This window comes from Pseudoalteromonas sp. 78C3 (assembly GCF_002836695.1).
GTDB lineage: Bacteria > Pseudomonadota > Gammaproteobacteria > Enterobacterales > Alteromonadaceae > Pseudoalteromonas > Pseudoalteromonas arctica.
In genome coordinates this window covers 31,285-54,809 of the sequence record NZ_PJAV01000168.1, presented here as the reverse complement: position 1 = coordinate 54,809, position 23,525 = coordinate 31,285, and the positions used below count along the sequence as shown (strand labels likewise).

The 23,525-nt window shown below is 38.7% G+C and carries 15 protein-coding genes; 2 read left to right on the top strand and 13 right to left on the bottom strand.

What is annotated here, in order from left to right; all coding sequences use genetic code 11:
• Positions 1-30: 30 nt before the first annotated feature.
• A complete protein-coding gene (gene yegD / locus CXF76_RS16520) occupies positions 31-1,395 on the top strand; it encodes a molecular chaperone (RefSeq protein WP_101164160.1) in 1,365 nt (454 codons plus the stop codon).
• Positions 1,396-1,414: 19 nt separating this feature from the next.
• Here the strand turns inward: yegD and CXF76_RS16515 are convergent, their stop codons facing one another.
• The 3 genes from CXF76_RS16515 to CXF76_RS16505 all read right to left on the bottom strand — a co-directional run bounded on the left by CXF76_RS16515 (position 1,415) and on the right by CXF76_RS16505 (position 3,787).
• On the bottom strand, positions 1,415-1,879 hold the full coding sequence (locus tag CXF76_RS16515) for a methylglyoxal synthase (RefSeq protein ID WP_002958191.1): 465 nt from the start codon (positions 1,877-1,879) through the stop codon (positions 1,415-1,417).
• 67 nt (positions 1,880-1,946) lie between these two features.
• Complete coding sequence (locus CXF76_RS16510; protein ID WP_101164159.1) at positions 1,947-2,591, bottom strand: LysE family translocator; 645 nt, start codon at positions 2,589-2,591, stop codon at positions 1,947-1,949.
• Positions 2,588-3,787 (bottom strand): multidrug effflux MFS transporter, encoded by a 1,200-nt coding sequence (locus tag CXF76_RS16505; protein ID WP_101164158.1) that lies wholly within the window; start codon positions 3,785-3,787, stop codon positions 2,588-2,590. The genes CXF76_RS16510 and CXF76_RS16505 overlap by 4 nt, the downstream gene beginning before the upstream one ends.
• A 183-nt stretch (positions 3,788-3,970) precedes the next feature.
• On the opposite strand from CXF76_RS16505, the gene CXF76_RS16500 reads away from it, so the two are divergent.
• The gene (locus CXF76_RS16500; protein ID WP_024607174.1) at positions 3,971-4,444 is read left to right on the top strand and encodes a hotdog fold domain-containing protein; all 474 of its coding nucleotides are present in this window, start codon (positions 3,971-3,973) and stop codon (positions 4,442-4,444) included.
• Between the two features lie 21 nt (positions 4,445-4,465).
• On the opposite strand, the gene CXF76_RS16495 is transcribed toward CXF76_RS16500, so the two are convergent.
• From CXF76_RS16495 to bcsA, 10 genes are all read right to left on the bottom strand, one after another.
• Positions 4,466-4,948 carry a bactofilin family protein gene (locus tag CXF76_RS16495; protein ID WP_024607173.1) on the bottom strand — a complete coding sequence of 161 codons (483 nt, stop codon included), beginning with the start codon at positions 4,946-4,948 and terminating at the stop codon, positions 4,466-4,468.
• A complete protein-coding gene (locus tag CXF76_RS16490; RefSeq protein ID WP_101164157.1) occupies positions 4,938-6,101 on the bottom strand; it encodes a M23 family metallopeptidase in 1,164 nt (387 codons plus the stop codon). The genes CXF76_RS16495 and CXF76_RS16490 overlap by 11 nt, the downstream gene beginning before the upstream one ends.
• A gap of 143 nt (positions 6,102-6,244) precedes the next feature.
• Positions 6,245-7,558: a fumarylacetoacetase gene (fahA, locus tag CXF76_RS16485; RefSeq protein ID WP_010555130.1), complete on the bottom strand. Its 1,314-nt coding sequence runs from the start codon at positions 7,556-7,558 to the stop codon at positions 6,245-6,247.
• Positions 7,559-7,694: 136 nt separating this feature from the next.
• Positions 7,695-8,741 carry a 4-hydroxyphenylpyruvate dioxygenase gene (hppD, locus tag CXF76_RS16480; protein ID WP_101164156.1) on the bottom strand — a complete coding sequence of 349 codons (1,047 nt, stop codon included), beginning with the start codon at positions 8,739-8,741 and terminating at the stop codon, positions 7,695-7,697.
• Between the two features lie 303 nt (positions 8,742-9,044).
• Entirely contained in the window at positions 9,045-11,789 is a 2,745-nt protein-coding gene (locus CXF76_RS16475; protein ID WP_101164155.1) for a metallophosphoesterase, read from the bottom strand.
• 147 nt (positions 11,790-11,936) lie between these two features.
• Positions 11,937-13,430: a peptide MFS transporter gene (locus CXF76_RS16470; protein WP_024589437.1), complete on the bottom strand. Its 1,494-nt coding sequence runs from the start codon at positions 13,428-13,430 to the stop codon at positions 11,937-11,939.
• 247 nt (positions 13,431-13,677) lie between these two features.
• Entirely contained in the window at positions 13,678-17,496 is a 3,819-nt protein-coding gene (locus CXF76_RS16465; protein WP_101164154.1) for a cellulose synthase subunit BcsC-related outer membrane protein, read from the bottom strand.
• On the bottom strand, positions 17,487-18,617 hold the full coding sequence (gene bcsZ, locus CXF76_RS16460) for a cellulose synthase complex periplasmic endoglucanase BcsZ (RefSeq protein WP_101164153.1): 1,131 nt from the start codon (positions 18,615-18,617) through the stop codon (positions 17,487-17,489). The genes CXF76_RS16465 and bcsZ overlap by 10 nt, the downstream gene beginning before the upstream one ends.
• On the bottom strand, positions 18,617-20,863 hold the full coding sequence (gene bcsB / locus CXF76_RS16455; RefSeq protein ID WP_101164152.1) for a cellulose biosynthesis cyclic di-GMP-binding regulatory protein BcsB: 2,247 nt from the start codon (positions 20,861-20,863) through the stop codon (positions 18,617-18,619). Before bcsB ends, bcsZ begins: the two co-directional genes overlap by 1 nt.
• Positions 20,856-23,525, bottom strand: a complete 2,670-nt coding sequence (gene bcsA / locus CXF76_RS16450; RefSeq protein ID WP_007581342.1) for a UDP-forming cellulose synthase catalytic subunit — start codon at positions 23,523-23,525, stop codon at positions 20,856-20,858. Before bcsA ends, bcsB begins: the two co-directional genes overlap by 8 nt.

Here is a 23,525-nt window from a genome sequence, read left to right as displayed (position 1 = left end):
CGCGGCCTTTTTGGTAATGTATGGTGAAGTATGTTTGTAGGTTTTGATTACGGTAGTTCTAATTGTGCTATGGGTGTAATGAGCGAGGGTAATGTTCAATTAGTACCGCTAGAGCAAGGAAAACATTACTTACCGTCTACACTTTACACTCATCACAGTGCCTTGGTTGTTGACTTTGTTGCTAAGCACTTACATGGCACAGCCCATGAGCATGACTTTTTAACACAGCGCCAAGCATTATTAAATACCTTGCCTCGTATTAAGTCAGACCTTGATTTACAGCCTTCAGATGAAACCCTATTTATTGGTCGTGAAGCGATTAGCGAGTACGTGCAGTTCCCTGAAGAAGGCTACTTTGTTAAGTCTCCTAAATCATTTTTTGGTGCAACAGGTTTAAAGCAAGGTCAAATTAACTTTTTTGAAGATATCGCAACCGCGATGATCTTAAAAATTAAGCAACGCGCTGAGCTCTCTTTAGGTAAAACACTTACACAAACAGTAATTGGTCGCCCAGTAAACTTTCAAGCTGTGGGTGGCGAGCAATCAAATCAACAAGCGGTCGGTATTTTAGAGCGTGCTGCTAAACGTGCTGGTTTTAAAGACGTAGAGTTTTTATATGAGCCACTTGCTGCGGGTATCGATTACGAGAGTGATTTAACTCAGGATCAAAAAGTACTCGTTATTGATATTGGTGGTGGTACAAGTGACTGCTCATTTGTACAAATGGGCCCAAGCTTTAGAGGAAATAGTCAGCGCGATAGCGATTTTTTATCTCACAGTGGTAAACGTGTTGGCGGAAATGATTTAGATATTGCTTTGAGCTTTCATGGTTTAATGCCGTTATTGGGTTTAGGCAGTACGTTTAAATCAGGTCTACCTTTGCCTAATCAAGCGTTTTGGCAAGCGTGTAAAATTAACGATGTAAACTTACAAAGCCAATTCTATAGTGAAAGCCATACCCGAGAGCTAAATACACAATTACGTGATGTAAGTGCACCTGAGCTTTATAAGCGTTTAATACATTTACAGCAAAACAAGCAAGGTCATCAGTTAGTACAGCAAGGTGAAGCGGCTAAAATAGCACTTTCATCAGCTAGTGCGTTTGATTGTGATTTAAGCTTTTTAGATAGTGGGCTGAATAAAAATGTATCGGTAAGCGATTTAGCTGTTGCCGTTGAGAGTAGTATTAGCCAAATAGTTACTTTAGCAAAACAAGCAATCAGCGACGCTGCGACCACGCCAGACATTATTTACTTAACAGGCGGTAGTGCACAGTCACCATTGATTAAAGCGGCTTTAAGTGAGCACTTAGGTAATATAAAAATGGTTAACGGGGACCACTTTGGTAGTGTAACTGCTGGCCTGACTAAATGGGCCAGCATGCTTTATAAATAACCTAGATTACAATTGAGGTTTAAAGATCTATTTGTCGGGTTGCGAGGTATTTTTCGTAATCTGGCAATGTACGTTCAAGCTCTACATCCATAAGCGGTGAGCTTAATAACATATCTGCACTCACTTCATTACACGCCACCGGAATATTCCAAACAGCGGCTAAACGCAGCAGTGCTTTAACATCAGGGTCATGAGGCTGTGATGCTAATGGGTCCCAAAAAAATATCAAAACATGTATCTCATGTTCAGCTATTTTAGCGCCAAGTTGTTGATCGCCGCCCATAGGGCCACTTAATAGCTGAACTACATCAAGTCCCGTGGTTTTTTGAATTAAATGCCCTGTAGTACCTGTGCCATATAAAGTGTGCTTACTTAGTATTTCTTTGTGCTTTTCACACCATAATTTTAATGCTGCTTTTTTACCGTCGTGGGCAACCAAAGCAATATTTTTTTGTGCGGGAAGAGATTGTGTTTTTTGTTCCATGCTGATTCTTTTTTATTAGTTAGCTTAAACTCTGGGTAATAAATCTCTTAACCAAAGTGCAGGTTAGTTAAAATAATAGATTGATAGCAAGGGCTATAAATACAATGCCGGTGATCCTATCAATCCAAAGTTGGCTATTTGGGTTACGTCTAAAAAACTGTGCAATTTTGTCGCCAAAATAAATATACGTGCAGTCAATCGGAAAAGCAAAAATAGGGTAAAGCAAGCCAAAAAAAGCGAGTTGAAAAGTAGCAGATGAAAGCGTTGGATCTACAAATTGCGGAATAAATGCAATAAAAAACAGCGCCACTTTAGGGTTTAGCACTTCAGTCATCATGGCTTGAAACATGACATTACTTTTTTTACTGGTACTTATATGCGGTTTATCGGTTTGCTTGTCATCAGATATAGGCTCTGGCTGCTTTAGCGTGCCTTTAATCATCATAAATCCCAAATAACATAAATATGCTGCGCCTACATATTGCACTGCGGCATAGGCACTTGGGGAAGCTTTTAGGACTGCGCTTAGGCCTACAACAGCAAATAGAGTATGAATAACCCCACCTAATGCAAAACCAAAAGCACTTTGCATACCGGCGCTTCGACCATTAGCAAATGTTTGTGCCATCAAAAATGCATTTGATGGCCCAGGTGCTACAGCCATTAAAAAGCTGGCTAATAAAAACGAGGCTAAAAAATCAGGATTGATCATTGAGCGCTTTTAGTTGGGTGTAAAGTATGTGCTTTTTTGCTCATTAAAATAATCCAAAGCGGAACTAGTAATAATAAATGAAAAGCAATTAACCACGGTGTACTTAACCCCAAATATTGGGTTAAAACAACGAGTATACTCGCGCCACTCATTTGCATAGCACCAAGTAATGCCGAGGCTGTGCCTGCTTGTTTAGGAAAGCTAGATAGAGCCATACCTGCAGCTGAGCCTAAACTTAGAGCAAAGCCTAATGCTGCAATTAAAATAGGTAACATAAGCGCAAATGCCGTCTCTATACCGCTAAGGGCTAGCATTAAAACACCTGAAAAAACCAGTACACTCACACCGACACGCAAAGCACGTTGGCTATTTCGTTTAATGTACGTTGGTAAAATAAAACTAGCGACAATACTTATTACGGCATTTAAAGTAAACCAAAAAGTAAAGTCGGCTACAGTGCCGCCTAAATGCGTAATAAGCCAGCCTGGAGCTAGCGTCACATAAACTAATATCGCCGACATTGAGACCATGCAAATTAGGCTATTAAACAAAAATACCGGTGTTTTTATAATAGGTGTAAAGCGACGTAAATCTAAAATATGCCCCTGATAATGGCTATCAGCAGGACGAGTTTCTCTAAAAAAGAATAGCGTAACAACAAGGCCTACAATGGCAAACGCGGTTAAAAACATAAAGTTCATACGCCAGCCAAATTGTACGGTAAGCCAAGCTCCTAAAATAGGTGCCATTGCCGGAATAAAGCACACAATCCCGTTAAGGTAAGTGATCATTTGTCCACTTCGTTCACTACCATATTTGTCACGCACTATCGCAAATGCGACAACAAATGTGGCACAGGCTCCAAAACCTTGAAGGGCACGTGCAATCATCAATACTTCAAAAGAAGGCGAGTAATAGGCAAGTAATGCTGAGCCTGCATATAAACTTATACCCACTATAGCCACTGGCTTTCGGCCAAACCTATCGGCCAAAGGCCCCGCAATTAATTGGCCTAAACCTACTGTTAGCATAAAAATAGCAACGGTTTGCTGAACTTGTTGTTCTGTAACTGCAAATTGTTCTGCAATAGTAGGAAAAGCGGGTAAGTAAATATCGATTGCCATAGGGCAAAATATAACGAGTAACGCTAGGATAAGTAACAAAGTCATATTAGGTTTAGCGGGCTGTGTTTGCATTGAGTCTCCTTTTGCCGAGTATTTTAGGTGGGCACTCGTAAAAAAGAAAGGGCTTATGACCCCTGCATAGGTTGTCATTTTTATTTTTTGATTGGATTAAGCTAAAAAGGCAGTGTAAATGCACTTTTTAAAACTGGTCTGATGTGTTAATTTGAAAAAAGTAACTGTTGATGGAAAATAATAATGAGTAATAAATCCGCACTTGTACAAACATGGCACAAATTTAAGCGCTTACCTTTTGGGAACTGGCTTTTTACTAAAGCTGTTTGTTTTAAAGCGCCATATTTTGGTTCGATGAAACCTTACGTGCTCGATCTTCGAGAAGGGCATTGTAGTGCGGTGGTAAAAAATCGTCGCAGCGTCCATAACCATATTGGAACTATTCATGCTATTGCGCAGTGTAACTTAGCTGAGTTGTGTGCGGGTGTAATGGTAGATGCAACAGTGCCAGTTAAAACGCATCGTTGGATCCCAAAAGGGATGACAGTTAGGTATCTGGCTAAAGTAGATACAGATGTAAGAGCAGTCGCTGAAATTGATTTACCGCATAGGTGGATTGATAAAGAAGACTTAGTAGTACCGGTTAAACTGTATAATACCCGCAATGAGCTTGTTTTCACTGCAGATATTACTATGTACATTACTGAAAAAAGGTAACTTACGTTAAGCTGATTTGACTTAGCTTTTATCAGCGGCTTGTTTATTTACAAACGATAAGTCGCTGCCATCTTCCTTCAACAATGCTTTAACTTCTTTTGCGGGTTTAAGTTCTTTCGAAATTAGTTCAGGCTCTTCTTTTTCAAAGCGTTGCTTTAAACTGCCTTCAATTACTGCGCCTGCATCAATACTCAATGTATCGTGAAACACATCGCCATGAACATGAGCGCCACTTTGTACTTTTACTTCACTAGCATTAATTGAGCCAATAACTTTACCCTTAACAATGACGCTTTTAGCTTCAACAATACCTTCAACAACACCCGTTGAGCCAATAACTAAATGCTCCACTTTTATATCGCCATCAATGCGGCCATCAAGCTGTACTTCACCTTGGCTAACTAAAGTGCCTGTAAGGCGTACGTCTTCAGAAATAATAGACGGAGTGTGATTTACTCTTTTTAAATTAGAGCTAACTGTTTTTTGTTTTTTTCTACCAAACACGAGAAAGCGCCTTTGTTATTTTTAGAGGATTGACTTGTTTACCGTTAAGTAATACTTCGTAGTGTAAATGAGTACCTGTACTTCTGCCTGTGCTGCCCATTAAACCGATTACATCATGTTTAGTGATTGATTGACCTTTCTTTACTTTAATTTTATTTAAGTGTCCAAATCGAGTCACTAAGCCGTTTTTATGTTCAAGCTCAATAAAGTTACCATAACCACCATTGCGACCGGCACGAAGCACTACAGCGTCTGCTGGGGCAAATATCTCGGTTTTATGCCACCCGGCTAAATCAATTCCTTTATGAAAGGCATGATTACTATTCATGGGATCTTTTCTAAGACCAAAACTACTCGAAATATAATATTTAGCTTTAGCTAAGGGGAGGGTGTTTGGTAGTTCAGTTAAAAAGTTTTCTAAATTATTTAATGCTAATAACTTATCAACGATGGCTAAAAAGTGGCTTGGAATTTTTGTTTCGTTAAATGTATCAAGTGGGCCACCTTGTGCGGTTGTTTGGGCACTTAATATTAAGTGTTGCTCAAGCGCTGACTCAATTCCTGCGCCTTTAACCATAGCTAAAATAGCTTGGTGACGTTCGCTAATTTGGTTATCTAAAAAGTTAAAGCTTTGTTCATAATGATTATTCAAATTGGCAATTCTTGTTGCGAATGGAATTGGAGCTATTAACTGCGCCTGCTTACTTTTTGGATTTTCATCGACTAATGGTTCGTGAAATTCATTGCTGCTTTCATTGATTGGCACGTCAAGATCTGAATCAAGCTTAATAACGTCTTTGCTAATCGAAGCGGGAAGGGACTCTATCATGCTTTGCAGTAGCGCCTGCTTTTGCTCAAGTATTGCAAGTTGCTCTAGCTGCGTTGCTTGAAGGGCTTGTTGCTCACTGACTTTTTGTTGCCACAGCGTTTGCTCGGTTATTTGATTTTGTTTTATGTCAGAGATTTTATTTGTTTGTGTATAAACACGAAAGCTTGAAATACTCAGCCAAGTAAAAGTGACTAAAATAAGCAACGCTACAAGAAGTTGAAACCAAGAGGCTAAAACAACATGCTTAACTTCGCCATTTTGACGAATAAGTAGCTGACGAGCAGGGAAAAATTTATGATAAAAAGACTTTATAAATACTGACATGGCATATAAACACTGGCTATTAACCGAATTAAGATAGCAATTTGAGTTAAAAAAGCTAGAAAAAAATTGTAACTGTTCAAAAATTAATAAAAAAGGGCTGCTTTTAGTAAGTAGCCCTTTTAATCATTTTTTTAATACTCGTATTACTTTGTAGGCAGTACTGTGCTCTCTACAGAGCCAAAACCTATGCGTGCATAGCCTTCTTTTTCACACCAGCCGCGCATAATAACGTTATCGCCATCTTCTAAAAAGCTACGTTGTTCGCCATTGCTTAGCGTAATTTTTTCTTTACCGCCACGAGATAGTTCAAGTAAAGAACCCGCTTCTTCGTGCGTTGGACCAGACTGAGTGCCCGAACCTAACATGTCACCTGGCATAAAGTTACAGCCATTTACTGTGTGGTGAGTAACCATTTGTGCCACAGTCCAGTAAGAGTGCTTAAAGCTAGATGTTGATACACGCGTTGGGTTATGGCCTTCGCTACGCATTTTTTGCGTTTGGATTTTAACATCCATTTGAATATCAAAAGCACCTTGGTCTCGATTCGCTTTTGACTCTAAATAGTCCATAGGCTGTGGATCGTTTTCATCACGCGTCCAGCTTGTTCTATAAGGCGCTAGCGCTTCGGTTGTAACAATCCAAGGCGATACAGTTGAGGCAAAGTTTTTAGCTAAAAAAGGACCAAGCGGTTGATATTCCCAAGCTTGTAGGTCGCGGGCAGACCAGTCGTTAAATACACAAAAGCCAAATACGTGGTTTTCTGCATTTTCGATAGCGATTGCATCGCCCAGTGCATTGCCTTTACCTAAGTAAATACCCAGTTCTAATTCGTAATCAAGACGTTTACAAGGACCGAATGACGGCACTTCTGCATCGGGCGCTTTAGTTTGGCCTTTAGGGCGATGAAATGTTTGACCCGATACGTCAATAGATGAAGAGCGACCATGATAACCAATAGGTACCCATTTATAGTTAGGTAGTAATGGGTTATCAGGGCGAAATAAACTACCCACAGCTGTAGCATGATAAATAGAAGTGTAAAAGTCGGTGTAATCACCGATACGACAAGGCAAAGAAAACTCTATGTCAGATTGTGCTACAAGCGTATCGCTAAGCGCTTGTTGGTGCTCAGAGCCTGCTCGTAGTGCTTTTGAAAGCGCTAAACGAAGTGCTGACCAATACTGCCCCCCTAAACCCATAAATGTATTTAGAGTTGCTTCACTTGCTGCATCAGCGGCTGTTTTAGCGTCACCTGTTAAAACATTTAATTTACTCAGTTTTGCTAAATCAATTACTTGGTCACCAATTGCAACACCACCACGAAAGGCCTCATCAGACCCTTTACGGCGAAACTCTGCAAACGGTAAGTTTTGAATAGGGAAGTCGCAATTATCAACATTAGCTGACTCTACCCAGCTGGTTAAATTAATATCGTGGGTTTCGTTAATTAGGCTCATTACATTTCCTTTGGATTTTACTGTATGGCGACAAGGTATAGTTTATTTAATCATACTTGTACTTGGCGCCATACTTTTTAAATATTAAAACGACAAAAAGCAGCGAAATTCGCTGCTTTTAATTTACTCAAATATTTTATAAAACGCCGCGACGCTCTTGGTCGCGTTCGATTGATTCAAATAATGCTTGGAAGTTACCTTCACCAAAGCCACCATCATCAACGCGTTGGATCATTTCTATAAAGATTGGACCAAATAAGTTTTTAGAGAAAATTTGTAATAAATAACAATTTTCACTTTGGCTATCTACGAGTATCTGGTGCTGACGAATTTTTTCTTTGTCTTCAGCAACCCAAGGTACTCGGTCAAAAATAGTATCGTAGTATTCTGGGATAATATCGAGCGTTGCAATTGTTGATTTATCCAGCTTATCAAGAGAGCTTACTAAGTCATCTGTTAAAAACGCTAAATGTTGAACGCCTGGGCCGTTGTACTCACCAAGGTATTCATCAATTTGGTTGTTATCGTTACCTTTACCTTCGTTTATTGGAATAGAGAAGGTGCCACATGGCGATTTAAGTGCATACGAAATAAGCGCTGTTTTTTGACCTTTAATGTCAAAGTAGCGTACTTCTGTAAAACCAAATACGTCTTTATAAAAGTTAGCCCATTTTTCCATGGTGCCTTTATAAACGTTATTGGTTAAATGATCGATTCGGATAAAGCCTTTATCTTCTACAACATTTTGCGTTTCTAAGTCTTCAAAATCACTTTCGTAAATAGTGCCTTTGTCGCCAAAATTCTCAATAAAGTAAATTAGGCTGTCGCCAATGCCATAAATTGCAGGGTAAGGCATGTTTTTATGTGTTGAACCAGTGGCTGGTTTTGCACCACGCTCTACTGCAGTTTCAAATGCTTTTTGCGCATTCTCAACACGCCAACCCATTGAACAAATAGCAGGACCATGGCTTTTAGCAAATTCTGCAGAAAAACCTTCACGCTCGTTATTCAGTAAAAAATGAATATCGTTTTGGTTGTAATAAACAATGTCTTTACCTTTGAATTTTTTAAGCTTAGAGAAGCCAAAATCAGTAAATACTTTATCCATATAGTCAGCATCAGGTGTTGCGTACTCGGTAAATTCAATACCGACTAAACCTAAATAGTTATTTACTTCACTCATTATTATTACTCCCGCAATTAAGCACTGCGATTATGTGTTGTTGTCATATTGCAGTAGATAATCAACCAGATTTTTGATTTGGGGAAGAGGGGGGCACTATTTAGTGTGTAGTGTATGTGTAAATTTTATAGGACGGTTGTTATAAAGTTACGTGTTTGCAATACAGTTAAGTAAAATGAAGTTATATGGCATAGGGTTGAATAGTGGTTTTTATTCTTAAAATGTTGTTTTTAAACAATAAAAAGGAGGGTTCACCTGCGTGAAGCCTCCTTTTAGAATGAACAAGAAAAAGCTTAGATGTATTTAATTGTTTACACTTTTAGAGTTGCCACCAAAGAACTTGTTACGTTGCTCGATCCATTGGTTTGTTTTTATCGCTGGCGCAGCTTGATAGTGACGTTCAATCGTTTGATTTAACACTCGCGTCGGTTGCTCAAAGGACAACTTTTGTTGTGCGCCGCCCATACTTTTAATTTCATCTCTGGTCATAGCACGTCCTGCATAAAGCAGCGAGTTTAAGTACCCTGGTACTGTCTCGTAATTGTTATCTGTCAAAAGTAATACAGATTGATTGAGTGCCCAGCGACTATCGATTTCGCCATCCTCTTTTACGCCAGCAAGTTCTCCATCTATATAGACTTCAAACACCCCATTGGTTGGTGCTGTATAAAATACAAAAGCTATACGATGCCAAGAGTCGGGTTGTGTATTGCCAAAATAGCCGCTATCGCTAGTTGCTTGCCCATAGCCGCCGCTTGGGTCAATAAACATATCGGCATCATCATTAAGATAATCAGTTGTATTGGCTTGCATAATTGCACGGTAAATATCTTTACCTTCTGCGGGCCAGTATAAATCCATTACCAAAGTGTAGTCAGACACCATTCCTTCATTTGCAAAGTCACCATTTGCTGGTGTGTTTAAGTCAATAAGTAAGCCTTCTGTTGGAGCGTGGCGAGAAAACGCCATAACACCTGAAGGACCATTACTTAAATCATCAATATTTAATTGAGTCGTGGTGCTATATTGTGTCTCTGCAGTGCCCCAATTTGTTTCATCTGGATCAAAGTAGCTAAGTATCGAAGGTCCAAAATCAGCAGCTAACGGGTTGTTAGTATCGTCAAAATTCCATACGGTTACATTTGCTAAGTTGTTGCATGAATAAAGTTCGGTGTCAGTGTCAAGGTGTAGGCACTGACTTGTTCTGGCACGTGCATATTTATCAAGTAGCCACCAAGCTTCGGCTATTGGCTCTACGTTTGAGAATGTAACACTATTAAAAAATAAATCAGGATTTAAAGCTGCCCCTTTAAATAGTGCAACTTCGTAATTATTAGTAGGTTGTATATCTTCAGGTTTAAGTAAAAACCAATCTGGTTGACTTGCAAACATCGTTGTTAAGTCGCTTCCCGATACTGTTACTTTATAAATAGAGTTAAACCCTGGCGTATTTGATGGCTGCCTTTCTACGTAAAAAGCTTTATGGAAGTCTTCTTGAGTAAGTGTGCCAGGTGTCCAGCGCTTTTGTACTAGTTCAGGATTAAGTAATGCTGCGCTAATTGTGCTTGAATGTTTTGCGGCTAAGACGGTGATTTCGGCTAGCTGCGCATCAGTTGGGTAGTTTTCAGAAATAGCGATTTCAGTTTCTGCATCGGGAGCATAACGCCCCATTATCTCATCTATTGCTAGTTTTGTTGTCTCATCACGTTCAACAATTGTATCGGTTTCAATCGTTTTGTAATCAACAACTGGAGATGATTTATCAGCTAAATTAAAATTAAGCGTTAAGTCAGTAATACCTTTAGCGTAAAAGTCCGGTTGTAAAACAATAGCGCCGTTATCAAGGGTTGTGTAGCTTTCCCCACCGTGTGTATGGCCGCCAAGTACTAAGTCGATACCGGGTACGTTTGTTGCCATATCAGTATCTAAGCCTACACCTAAATGGCTCAACATAATCATGTAATCTACATCACCACTGTATTGGTTTACTATGCTTTGTGCGATTTGTTGCCATTGCCAGCTCATTTTAAATTGTTTAATAAAATCAGGGATCGGATCATCTTGAATTGGTTCATCTAGCTCATTCCACGGCACAGAAGTCATGCCAAACACACCAAGTGTAATACACCCTACCTGTACTTTTGCAAATCCTACGCCTGCAAAATCTTGTAGTTGCTCTGCTTCATAACGAGTATTACTAGCAAGTACGATTGCATTCTCGTCTTGGGAATAACTTAGTAATTTTTCTGGGCCCCAAGCATAATCATGATTTCCAACGACTCGTAGGTCAAACTGCATTGCTTTAATTGCTTCTTCTGTTGCAGTACCTTGTGATAATTGCTCAGCAACAGTGCCTTTTTCATAGTCGTCACCACCGTTTGTAAATAAGGTGTGCGGGGTTTGGCTTGCTACTTGATTGTAGTAGGCTTTTATACGACTGAAATATTGCTCTTCATAGCCAAAGCGAGCATGTAAGTCTGCAACGTGGATAAACCTTACTGACTGCTCTGTTGCGTTAGCATCGCAAGTTGGGCCGATATTTGCGAAAGCTTCATTGCGCTGCATTTGTATTGCATATGTGCCCAATGTTGTTACTTGAGCGCTAACAAATCCATCTAAAACGATTGAATTTGTAACTGTGTCCCAATTAGCGCCCGATTGCTTTGCGATAAACAGTTGTCCGCCTAATGCATAGTCATCAGGGATTTTTATTGTAATGGTAATAGGTTTTGAAAGAGTAAGCGTGGAGGGCGTAAGTGCATGTAAATCAGAAATTATATTTTGTTGTATATTCGTCTCATCTAATAATGTTTTCTCGTAGGTAAGCTCTACATCACTAGAAATAGCACTGGAAGGTGCATTAAATATAAAATTGCCTTCGTCTAATGTAGCGTCTAAACCATTAGCGCTTGATAGTGTTAATTTGCTTGGTTCAGGCTCAACAGGATCGTTTGGATTAACCGTCACTTCATCGCCGCTACCACAGGCAGTTAAAATAAAGCTAAGAAATATAAATATAATAACACGTGATATCGTTAACGATTGCATCTACGGATGTCCCTGAGTCTATTCAATAACCAATCAGGACATAATATCAGTTAACGGGAGCAGGGCAAAGTTGAATAAAAAATTCCCCCATAGGAGCTATGGAGGAATTGTCTTAGGTTATATTGCTACATTAAAAATAAACAATAATTAAGAGGCTTTCTCTTCTAACCCTTGTTTTTCCCATACTTTAGCTTTAAAGGTCATTAGTACTAAAACAACACCAACACCAATGCTAAATAATGCAATTTGTAAATATAAGTTAGGAATTTCATCAACATTATTCGGATCGAAATTACCAGCAAGTAAGCCTGCAATAATATTACCGATTGAGTAAGTTAATACAAATACACCCATCATTTGACCTGTGTAACGTTTAGGCGATAACTTACTTACAGCACTTAATGCTACAGGGCTTAAACAAAGCTCACCCACAGTATGTAAAAAGTACGTAGTAACAAGCCAGTAAGGCGCTACTTTTAAGCCTTCAGCTGCGTAATGAGCTGCCATAAACATCACTAAAAAGCCTGATGCCATGATAATTAAACCAATTGCACACTTAACGCTGTAGCTAGGTGACACTAAGCTTTTAGATAAGTTAATCCAAAGCGCTGCAAAAAATGGCGATAAAGCAATAATAAACAGTGAGTTTAATGATTGAAACCACGTTGTAGGGATTTCAAAAGTACCAATAAGACGGTCAGTATAATCGCGAGCAAATAAGTTTAATGATGAACCCGCTTGTTCAAAGCCAGACCAAAAACATGCAGATGCAATACAGACTAAAAATAGTGCCCACATTCTTTGTTTTTCAGCATCTGTTAATTTACCTGTAAAGTAAATAACACCAAAATAAACAAAAAAGATAATAGTAAATACAACAGCTACGTACCCTGCAACCACTGTTGGATTGATTACAATTGCGCCGGTCATTGCAGCCGTAGTAACTGCAGCAGCTGCAATTACAAACGCAGCAATACCAACCCATGCGCGAGAAGTGCCTTTAGGACCTAATGGATTAGCTGGTAAAGCGCTATGCTCTGGTAAGTTATTAAGTGAGCGCTTATATTGCACCAAACCAATAGCCATACCAACAGCGGCTGCACCAAACGCCCAGTGCCAACCTACGTTTTCCATAAAGTAACCACAAACGTAGTAACCAATTAAAGAACCTAAGTTAATACCCATGTAGTAAATAGCGTAACCGCCATCACGACGCTCATCAGCATCACTGTATAGTTGGCCGACCATTGCGCTGATATTTGGTTTTAGCAAACCAGTACCTGTCGCTACAAATATTAAGCCAATGAAGAAAGAATAATCATGTGGAATAGCCAAAATAATATGGCCAATCATAATGATTATACCGCCATACCAAACTGCTTTTTGACCACCAAACAATCTATCTGCTAGCCAGCCACCTGGTAAACCTAAAAAGTATACCGCACCTGTGTATAAACCATAAATTGCAGCAGCTGAGGCAACAGTAAAGGCTAAACCTTCTTCTTGTAAGCTTGCTGTCATGAATAATACGAGCATAGCTCGCATACCGTAATAACTCATTCGTTCCCACATTTCAGTGAAGAACAATGTTGAAAGTCCTTTAGGGTGGCCAAACCAACCACTATCTGGAGCTGAACTCATATTTACTTCCTAACTTTAAGTATTGTTATGATGGCCTTATAATTTTTTGCTTTAGCTATTTTAGAATTTGTAACCACTAAAATGCTCGACCATCAGTATATTATTTGTAGCTAAGATAATGATTTGCTATATGGCAGTAACACCACAAGGTAAGAGACACACCCTTATCCTAGTTACAATTGCGCTCAAGTATACATATACCTTAGTGCTAGGGGAAGTATTGCGCGGTGTATCACCTTATGCCAAGTTAGAACTCAGCATAAGGAACAATAGGGGTGCCTGGAAACTCAAGTGTTCCGTACACAGGATTAAAGTAGTAACGTATATAAAGCTGACCAAAATTTGGTTCGTAAAAGTCAGAACGATCGATGGCTAAGTAACCACCAAAGAACCAATTCGGCGTTATTCTATACTCAAAACTACCTTCAAGATTATATGAAACACCAGAACTTGTTTCACCTTCAAATACAGGATCAACACCTGTTATTGACTCTCTATCATATGCAGCTATTTGCAAATCGCCATCATTAGGGAAGAAATCAATAGATTGAGTTTTTGTTTGCGAGTACGAAACACCGGTTTTTAATCGATAAACAAAATCATCGCCCCAACGCGCGTCATAAGTGAGTGGCACAGATAAACCTACATAGTTTTGTGGGCTGTAATAACCACCATGGCCCCATGTTTCTTCACTTAAATTATACTTGTATGCCCAATGTAATAAGCTAGCGCCTGCGGTGAATTCACGCTCTTGATTGCTAATTACACGGTAATAAGTACCGCCCATCATACGATAGCGTTGGTTGTCTTTTACATTTTGGCCTTTATATAGGGTAAAGTCGGCGCTTGACCAAAAACCCCATTTTCCGCCTAAGTCGTGCGATAAATTAGCTGTTAGGCCTGTAGAGCGTACGCCCCCCCAAACTTCACCTGTATTTACATCTTTTAAGCCCGCATAAGAAAGCACTGAATTTGTAACTGGGCGTTTTTCAAGTTCTAGGCTGTATCCAAAGTCGCCAAAACTGTCTGCGTAATTTACACCCCATACAATATCTTCAATTAAAAAGCCAAGTGGAGTAGTGCCTACATCTACACGCCAGTTTTCGTTTTGCCAACCAATACCTATATCTACACCACTTTCCTCTGGTGTCACTTCATCGACTGAACAAGTGAAAATACATAAAGCACCTTGTCCGTAGCGACTACCAGCGAACTGCTCATCAAAGCGAGTTGTTTGTGCGCTAATAGTAGTCGGGTCTACTTTAATAAATCCTTGGCCTTGCCAAAGTGGAAAGTAAGCTTCAATCGGTACTAAGCCCGCACCAAGTGTTGCTTCACTTTCGGTACTTGTTTGTCCACTAAAGTTAACACCCATGGCAATGTATGCTTGGTTTTTGTTTTGCTCGTTTATTAGCTCACGTTTAGCACCGTTTACATACCATTCATCGTTTTCATCTATTTTTAAAAGAGCTCCGTAAAGCTCTTTTTCGTTTAAAGTACGATTAGGTGACAGGGTTTGTGCGTACCAAGATTGTGCTTGTTCGGTTTCGTTGAATTTGCTGGCTACTTGAGCGCCTAAATAACGTAGTTCTTGATCGTTGGGTGACTTTTCAACAAGTTGCTTAGCTAAATAAAGTGCGTCTCCAGAGTAATTAAACTCATTGAGAGATGACATGATTTGGCGTTGCAAATAACCCTCTAGCGATGTGGTTTGCGCTATCGCTTTTTGCGTAACTTCTTTTGCTTGAAAGTCGTCTCCAAGTTCTATGTATGCATTAGCAATAGCGAGTAGTGCTTGAGGCTCTATGGTTTGTTTATTTTGTACTTTTTGCTGATACAAAATAACGGCCGCTTCATATTGTTCTAGCGCTAAATTTGCATTAATAAGGGCAGTAGTTGTTGCTGGAATATCTTTATATTTTTGATCAAGCTGATTGAGCTTAGCAATTAAATCACTGCCAGTGTAAAACTGGTTTAGGTAGTTATTTTGTAACTGAACATATTGAGCCGTTTCGTTTTCAGAAGCGCTTTCTGGTAACACGTAACCCTCAAACCAGCGTTTTATTTCAACTTGGTTACCTTGCTCTAGTATCCACTGGCCTTGTAAAAGGTGCCAATAAGGCGACAAAGATGAGTCAGATGAAAGGGCACTTGAAAGTAATTTAAGAGCATGTCGTTTTTCATCAATTTTGTACCAACTATTAGAAAGCTCAGCTTGCATTTCAGGTGTTAGCTCTCTTGCTTCTAAGTTACTTAAATGGTAGATAGCGACAGATTTATTTTTTAAATCAAGATATTGCTGACTTTGCGTAAGAGACTCGTTAAGCAACAATTGCTGCTCTAAAGCAATAATATCTGTATCTCGATTTTTAAAAGGAATATATTTAAGTGTATCTAAAGCACCTTCATAATCATTTATAGAGCGCAAAAATAAAGCATGGCTATATCTAATTTGGGGGTTTAGCGGAAATTGCCACAATACATTATTAAATAAATCACGTGCTTGTTGAGTGAGGCCTTTTTGTTGGTATATAAAAGCTAAATCGTAATATAACCAAGGTTGCTCAGGTGAAAGCTCAATAGCTTGCTTAAGTAATTCTTCTGCTTTTTCTAGCTCTCCACCATTAGTATACTGACTTGCTTTATCTCTTAGAGTATTACTGGTAGCTAGTGCATATGAGGGGTAGATTAAATCTCGTTGCTTTGCATTTAATGAATTATAAAAGTTGCGAATTGATTTTTGGTTTTGATCTAGTTGCGCGATATTTAATAAGCCAAGTAAGGCATTTTCATATAAAGGATTGGTTTTTAGGGCAGCTTGATAGGCGGTAGCAGCTTGTGTGTAATCTCCTTGAGCTACTAATAATAGGCCTTTGTTATAAAGAAAAGCTTCTTGGTCATGATTTAATTGCTCAGCTAGATTTAGTTTTAATTGTGCTGTTTTAAAATCAGATTGCTCTATAGCATCTTCCATTTCAGACATATACAGCCAAAACTTCGCAACTGTCGCGAGTTCTTTAAGTCCTTCACGCTCATCAAAATTAGGTGTATATTTTTGCGCGGTAAAAAAATAGTAATAAGATTTTTTGTAGTCGCTTTTCGCTAAATACAAATACCCTAAGCTGCGCATAATTTCTTTATCGGTTGGCCGCCCTTTTAAAGCATTTAATAGTAGGGGCTCAGCTTCTTTTAATTTTTTATTATTAAGTAAACGATCACCTTTAAGCCAAAGCTGATACGCAGGATCGGCAAGTAATGCTTGCCTTACTTTAAAATCTCGTTGGAAATCTTCGTATTGTAACTTACCTTTACTACTAAATGGGTACACAGAGAAGTATCGTTGGTATTGCTCAACTGTATTTTGAGTAAGATCCATGCTCTTAAGAGTTGCAAGCCAAATAAACTCAACTTCATTAATAAAAGAAGGGCTAGTTCCGTAATTACTTAAAATATCTAAAGCTTTATTATTTGCTGGGTTTTTCCTCAGTAAATGGCGAGCATAAGGTATTTCTACTTGAGCGATATTAGAATAGCTTTTTAATAACTTTTCATAGCCTTTTTTAACACTTTTCCATTGGTCGCTGTCTTGCCCATACCAGCTTAAATGCTCAAGCTCGTAATTAAGTGTAGGGTAGGTGTTTTTAAATATTTTATTGTATATTTCACGGGCTTGTTCATAACGTCCAGCTCGAGAAAGTAGCCTAGCTTCATGAATTAAAGATTTATCTTTACCCTCAATACGAGAGAGTATTTTAAGTTTTTCAACACAAGGGGCTTGCTTAGTGAGTCCGTTATCTATTTTGCTTAATAATTGGTTGGCTTTCACTGATTCGCCATTAGCAAAATTATAACGCGCTACTGCGCACTGTGTTTCTATTCGGGCAGGGGCAATAGCGACTAGCTTTCGCAAGCTATCTTCAACTAGTTTTTTATTTTGCTGTGCTTCACCAATACCTATTTGGCTTAGTAACCAATCAACAGATTGCGTATCAATATCGTTGACTGTGTTAGCGCTTAATCCAGAGCTAAGCGCTAATGTGCAAGCGAGGGCAAACCTTAACGGCATTCAGTGCTCCATACCGGTTGTAGCGTCCCATCTGCTGTAATTGAAAAACGTTTATTTAAAGCACTTGCACCAAACAAGTTAAGTACGCTGTCGTAATAACGAGTCTGGGTAAATGATTTATCAATCATTAGTTTTTGCTGAATAGCCATTACTGTAGAATTATAGTTATTAGTCGCTAGTAAAGGTAATAGAGCTGAGTTAAAGCCTAGAGGGCCTCTTTTTTCAGATTTTCCTGATTTAGCAAAAGTATTTAAAGGCACGTAACCACGTTTATTAATTGTTTCTATAAAAGGGTTAAATTGCGCTAATAGCTCTTTTTTATAAGGTGCGTTGTCTGCCATCATACTTGCCCATAAATATACTCTAATAGCGTTGTAACTGCCCAAGTCGCTCGTTTTTTTATCGTAGTAAAAGCCGTTATCTGCATCAAACATTACCCAGTCAGGGCTAATACCTTGCTTTGCTGTATCTAAAATCAACTTTGCTGAGCCTTCGTGCAGTTGATGCCAAGGCGAGTGTGGATAAAGCTTTTTAAACTGCTGATAAATAAATAACGGTGAGTAGCTTGGGTTTAACTTAAAACGCTCATTATCAAATTCAAAACCAGTAGGGGCGGGTAGTAATGATAAACCTAGGCCCGAAATATAGGCGGTTTCTTCACGCATTATCCGTTGTGCAAGTACGGCTGCTAATATGCTGTAGCGGCGGTCATCCCAAAGAATAGCAGCTTGCGATAAACTATATGCTATCCATAAGTCAGAATCAGACGCTGGATTTGAATCTAAAATTCCGCCAACATTTTGATTGTTAACACCCCATTGCCATGCCGGTAAACGAGTGCTTAAATCACCCTCTGACAAATGTTCTTGCGTCCAATCCAGGACTAGGTCAAACATTGCTTTGTCATTTGCTACGACAGCAAAAAATAAGGCATAAGATTGGCCTTCAGAGGTTGTGACTTTTTGCTCACTCCCCAAATCAATAACGCGACCATCTTGGCTTATAAAGTTACTTTTAAACGTTTGCCATGCATCCCATGGTTGGCATTGCTCTATTTGTGCATTGGCATTAAAGGTAAATAATGCAATCACGGTAAAAAATACTTTAATGAGTGACTTCATTACTTATCTCCTTCAGCTAATCGCTTGTATGTTAATGCTTGCAGTAATCGCCATATTATAAATGAGATCAACAGTAGTGTTAAAATAGACAATAGCGCCAGTACAAATGGGTGATCCGATAAATGGAACCAAATTAGGGTATGCACAGGTATATGACCAACAAAGTATTGCTCATCAGTTTTAATTGTCTTAATGCCTTGAGAATTTATGACCGCAGCACTGCCTTTAATTTGCGCAAGAGCTTCTGAACTCATTAACGCATCATCTAGTAGAGTAAAGGCTTTTTGTGATGTTGCACTAAGCGATACAATTGAACGCTCTGAATCAAACGGTGATTGAAAGCCAGTAATAACGGCCATATCACCACTACTTTTTATACTTACTTGGACTTTATCTGTTGTCTGCTCATCGTAAGCACCATTGTATATGGCTTGTTTTATAGCGCGCTGATTATTATCAAGCAGGATATTGGTTTGCGCATCTTCATCTAAGTTATTAGCAATGCTATTAGGTTTTGCGATTACTAAGATGTCTTTATCATCTAAGTTGGCATCTTGATTTAAATGAGCAATGCTTATTCTATGAGCTGGGTAGCCTGTAATAGCACCAAAGTGGCCTGTTAAATTAAACAATACAGATAGTGCTTTAGGTGATGGAACTTCATCTATCAATACTAAAGTTTGTTGTAAGTCTGCGTATTTTGTAAATGGGAATCCGCTATTTGCAAATACATTTAAATCAGGTAAAGCCATGTAATGATCAAACCCACTTACATCAATGTTAGAATTTCCATCAATTACCCCGTACTCGCCACCAGGTGGAGCAACGGCACATTCGCCTTTTTTAAGTACTGCAAATCTAAAGTCAAAATTTAACTCATTTCGGCTGGCAAGATTAATACCGTTTAATGAAAAGTCTTCAGCGCTTTGCGTTGTGTCTGTATTAGCAATTAAAGGCAGCAACGTTTTAGCGGTAGTTAACGATGTGTCTTTTTTATCAAGTAAAAAACCACTTATAAATTCTTGGTTTATTAGCATGTTTAAACGTGAATTTAAGGTTTCGCTCTCTGGCGTATTACGGTATTGCAAAGTAATAGGAATACCTTTTTCACGCCAAGTAAATAAATCAGGTGCAAAACGAACATTTAATTTTATAGGGCCGTTGTTAAGACCCTCAGCTTGTAACTGAGTTGGGTAGTCAATAAGCTCGTCAAAGTGCACGGGACGATCGTTTCTTAGCCATCTCGGCGCATCATAAGCTTTACGCAGTGGGAGTTTGTTAATTGCCTCGATGCTTGCACTTCGACCAGTCATAATTTTATGACCAAATACAAGACCAGTGACCGCTGTTTTTAAGTCTTTTTCGTCACGCCCCAAAATTAACAGCATTTTATTGTATCTGTGAATAGGGCTTGAAATTAGCTCGACGGTTGGCTTTTCAACATCTGGATAATCTTTTAAAAAATCAGGTTTTGAGTCATTAGTAATAAACACCACACTATGCTGCTCTGGTGCTTTATTTAAAACGACTGGAAAGTTAGCGCCACGCCAGTCAGCTTGTGCGCCAAACCAACTAGATAAAGTTGCTGCAGCTTCTATTGCTTGTGTATTAGGTGTGCTTGCAAATACAAAAGGTAAGTTTAATTTGTTGTAATCTTTAGCATCAAAAAATGGTTCTGGTAAATATTCAAGGCGGCTATCAATTGCTAACTGTTTTTGATCAAGCGTGATGTGGCTTGATTTGTTTATTTCAGTCCAAATTGAGCGGCTAAAGTAATCTTGGCATCGTAAGTCGTAGTAGCCAACTAGTTCAAAGCGAATTTGGTTGTAGTCTTGGATGTATTTAGCATTTAGGTCTAGGCTATGACTTACCGTATTTTTTACAACACTTAATTGCTCATTAATAGGTAAAACAGTAACTAAGTTATCGTTAAAATAAACTTTTAAATGCGATACATTAGCCAGCAATGAAGGTGAGTTGGTGTACGAAAAGTTAAGCTTTAGATTAGTGCTTAATTTATCAATTCTATTTGTGAAATCGACTCGAGAATTATTATTCACGCCGTCGAGTTTATAGTCGTTGAACCCTAACTTTTCAAAGCTAAGACGTAAACTAGAAACCTGAGCGCTTTCAGGGTAGCCATTTACAAACATAGTTTTGTCGTGCATAGGCTCGATAGCGAGCACTTGATATGCGCTACTAATAAGTAACAATGTTAGAAATGTATTAAGTAACTTTTTAATCATAATTATTATGCACTATCGGTTTTTTTGGAGTAAATGAATTTATGTAAATGACAGTATTAGTCATAAACTTAATTATAGGTTGTAACGCTCTTGGGGCATGAAATAATAAATTACTAAAGCCCCGTAAACTGGTTTTTTGCACTTCTTTGAAGCTATACGATGGACGGTCATGTCTAAAGTTATTTTGCCAATCTAGCCAAGCATCTGCTCTGGAGAAAGTACATTGTATAAAAGCTCTTTGCTTTTCGAGGGATAAATCTTTAAGTGTAAGGCCAATTTGTTTTTTACGGGTATTACATACATACGTTGTAAACGAAAATTGCTTGTTACCGCGACTCATTAATAATTCAATTTTATCGTTAACGCGGCATAAATGTGCGTGTTCAGTCTCTATACCTACACCGTTATCTGAATAATCCGTTATTTTTACTTTTAAAGTATGGCCATTTGCTAAACGAACGCCGGCAGGAAAGTTTGCCTTTATACGATGCGAGTGCCTCACTTGGCGAGCCTCAGCAGCAACCGCAACCGCAGCACCCAAAATAATAATATTATAAAAAGCCCAACCCATACTTATTATAAGTACGCCAATCTGGCTTGAATCACCTAAAAACAGACGTAATACACCCACTATTATTCCAAGTAAGTTAATAAGTAAGAGGATTAAATACGGTTTAGAAATCCCCCAGTCGTAATGCTCTTCATCATTTAAACCGCCTTTTTCGGTTACGTTAAATTTACCTTTATTAGGATTAAATAAAGCAACGGTAGTTGGTTTTAATATGTACCAAGCAAGTACTGACTCATACACTTCACCCCAGAAGGAGTAACGGTATTTACCTTGAATGCGTGAGTTAGTCGCTTTTATTTGAATTAGTGTCGGTACCACATAGATAAAAATAGCAATAAAAGGAGCATAAATTATGTAGGCATTAAAATATATTAGCGCCAAAGGAGCTGTTAAAAATACAATACGAGGGATACCCGATAGGAAATGCAGCATTGCGTTTATATAGCATAATCGTTGAGGGATACTTAAACCTTTACCCATCAATGGGTTATCAAGCCTAAATATTTGCGCCATACCACGGGCCCAGCGAATACGTTGGCCTATATGCGCTGACAAGCTGTCGGTAGCAAGGCCTGCGGCTTGTGGAATGTTTATATATGCAGTTTTATAACCTGCGCGCTGCATACGAAGGGCCGTGTGAGCATCCTCAGTTACTGTTTCAAATGCAAAGCCACCAATATTATCAAGCGCTTCTCGTTTTAATACGGCACAAGAACCACAAAAGAAGGTTGCATCCCACATGTCGTTACCATCTTGAATCAATCCATAAAACAACATGTTTTCGTTAGGGATTTGACTGTGGTTATTAAGATTTCGCTCAAATGGATCGGCAGAAAAAAAGTGATGGGGTGTTTGGACCAAACACACTTTACTGTCTTTTAAAAACTGTCCCATTGTCATTTGTAAAAACGAGCGAGCAGGAACGTGGTCACAATCAAAAATTGCGATATATTCGCCATCGGTATAACGCATAGCGCTATTCATATTACCGGCTTTAGCATGATTGTTATCCGAACGCGCTAAATAACCCACTCCAATCTCGGCTGCAAAATCCTTAAACTCTGAGCGCTTACCATCATCTAATATATAAACATTTAGCTTGTCTGCAGGCCAATCGATACTTAAAGCAGCGAGAGTAGTAGGTCTTACAACGCTTAACGGCTCGTTATAAGTTGGAATATATACATCAACAGTTGGCCATAGGTCAGTGTCTTTAGGTAAAGGCACTGGTTTTCGCTCAAGCGGATTAACTGTTTGAAAAAAACCTAAAATAAGTACAAGCCATGCATATGTTTCAGCAAGTAGTAAGCCGCCACCTAGTGCAAGTGCAAGCGGATCATCCCAGTTTAAAGTCTCAGTGTAACGCCACCATAAGTAACGAGAAGACGTAGTTACTGACAAGGTGATCATGACAATGGTTGCCATTTGGCCTTTTACTCGTTTAAGTGCGTACGCAACTAATAAAATAAAGCTTATAAATACGGCTTGAGCTTCCAAGCTAAAAGGAATTGTAATGAATATTGCTAATAAAAATAAAATAAACGCGAGGATGACGTATTTAACTAATTTATTTTGCCATACACGTGCATCAGCCATGGCTTTAAATGCACTTTTTTTAGGGCCTTTTTTGTTTTTTGATAGTAGGCGTTTTAATAATTTACCTAACTTTAAATCAAACCAACGTAATTGCCTTAAAAGGTAGCTAACGCCATCATAGAAATAATTAACTGCATCTTCTTTTACTGAGCTAGATTTAAGCTGGTTTTTAAAAAACACTAAAAAAACACTTTGAATAATAAAGCGTAATATATTTGAGTAAATATAGGTTCGGTAAGGCAACCTTAAATGAGGGTAGTAGTCATAAAGGGTAAACTCAAAGCTGATTTTATGCTGTTTAATGTTTATAAATAGCGAGCTTAAAAGCGTAATAAAAGGCATTAAGAAAGCTTCAATTACATTTACTTTATGTTGATTAAAGTAGCTATGAAACTTAAATAAAATGTACCGAACTAACTTATCAGTAAATAAAATGCTCAGCAGCAAGTATAAAGTGCTGTGAATAGGGCGCTGATAAAATAGTGTAATGCTCAT